The sequence below is a fragment of the Thermincola ferriacetica genome (genome assembly GCF_001263415.1).
GTDB lineage: Bacteria > Bacillota > Thermincolia > Thermincolales > Thermincolaceae > Thermincola > Thermincola ferriacetica.
In genome coordinates, this window is the sequence record NZ_LGTE01000060.1 from 1 (window position 1) to 1,230 (window position 1,230).

The 1,230-nt window shown below is 47.6% G+C and carries 1 protein-coding gene and 1 pseudogene; both read right to left on the reverse strand.

The annotated features are described in order from the left end of the window. Positions 1 to 6: 6 nt before the first annotated feature. On the reverse strand, positions 7 to 192 hold the full coding sequence (locus tag Tfer_RS15640) for a hypothetical protein (RefSeq protein ID WP_052219197.1): 186 nt from the start codon (positions 190 to 192) through the stop codon (positions 7 to 9). A gap of 840 nt (positions 193 to 1,032) precedes the next feature. Then, positions 1,033 to 1,230: pseudogene (locus tag Tfer_RS15650) on the reverse strand (hypothetical protein); the annotation flags it as partial.

Here is a 1,230-nt window from a genome sequence, read left to right on the forward strand (position 1 = left end):
GGGAGGTTAAATGATTCCTCCGCTCCGGGCGAAATCTCCATCGAATAACCGCTCCCGCTTACGCGGCTCGCGGACCGATGGACGATTTAAGCCCCACTCCGGAAGACATTTAACCTCCCTTATCAACATCCTGGGGTGCCCTACATAAGTTGAGTGCCGGACTTCCCGGCGGCCTTCGCCATCTTCAAACATGCGGGAACTCCTCTGCCTGCCCGGCAGCGGTTTTGCGGGCGCAGTCGCTCCCAAACGGTAGGCGGAGAACCCTGCCTACCCTGCCTTGGGTAAGGGTGAGAAAGAGGCCGCCCGGTGAAACAATAAGTTGCGACCTGGCTGAGGGCAGATAGCCGGTGTTGACGACAGTGAGGGCTTGAAAAATCACTGTTTCCGGCATGGACGCCTCAATCCCGAGGACGTATTTATTTAAACCGCAGAAGCCACAGAGAATTCACAGAAGACACGGAGAATTAATGGTAAAAGCAAAGTATATAGATTATCTAAACAATGAAATTTTGATTAGTTTCTTAGTAATTTTCTTGTTCGGTTTTTTCCCAGTTTTTCTCTGAGTCCTTTGTGGTAGATGGTTGCTGGCCGTAACCTCGGAGCAACGGTTGTTTCACCGGAAGAGCGGCAAACTTTTACTCCCGACCAAGCTATGATGGAAGTGCAAGTGAAGCAGCACGTTGACAGGGTGGGTGGGGTATCCCGGCTACCACCGAGCTTAGTGCTGCATAACCTTGTTATGGAAAGGAGATAGCCGCTGTAGAGGTAAAACAACCGTTGCTTCAAGGTTACGGGCGGAAACGATTTACCACAGAGCAGTCATTACTTACCAGGTAGATTATTATTCCTCTTACAGCAGATACTTTTTCCAGATGGCTGATCATGTTTCTAAACACCAATGGCTCTACCGGAGCTTTATCTGCAATACTTTCCTGATAGGCTTTTGTGCTGCTGTTGATAAAGTTTATGCCCATACCTAAAATCGACAGGTTTGCTTTTCTGCAAGTTTAGTGCTTCAACATGAAATTTATACTAATGTGACCCGACTTCTTTTTCCTGCAGATGTAACTTATTAACCCACTCCAGGGCCTGGACATACAATTCTGGCATTTCATTCTCGTTCAAGCCTAATTTCTCAGCGTACCTGATAAAAGCGTTCCAATCTCCTCTTTCATAAGCCTTTATCATGTTCAGCACATCGAGATAATAGCAGGTCTTGCCCATTAGGGC

Coding starts and splice junctions, on each gene's coding strand:
- Tfer_RS15640 (WP_052219197.1), bottom strand. CDS start 192: ATGTTTGAAGATGGCGAAGGCCGCCGGGAAGTCCGGCACTCAACTTAT.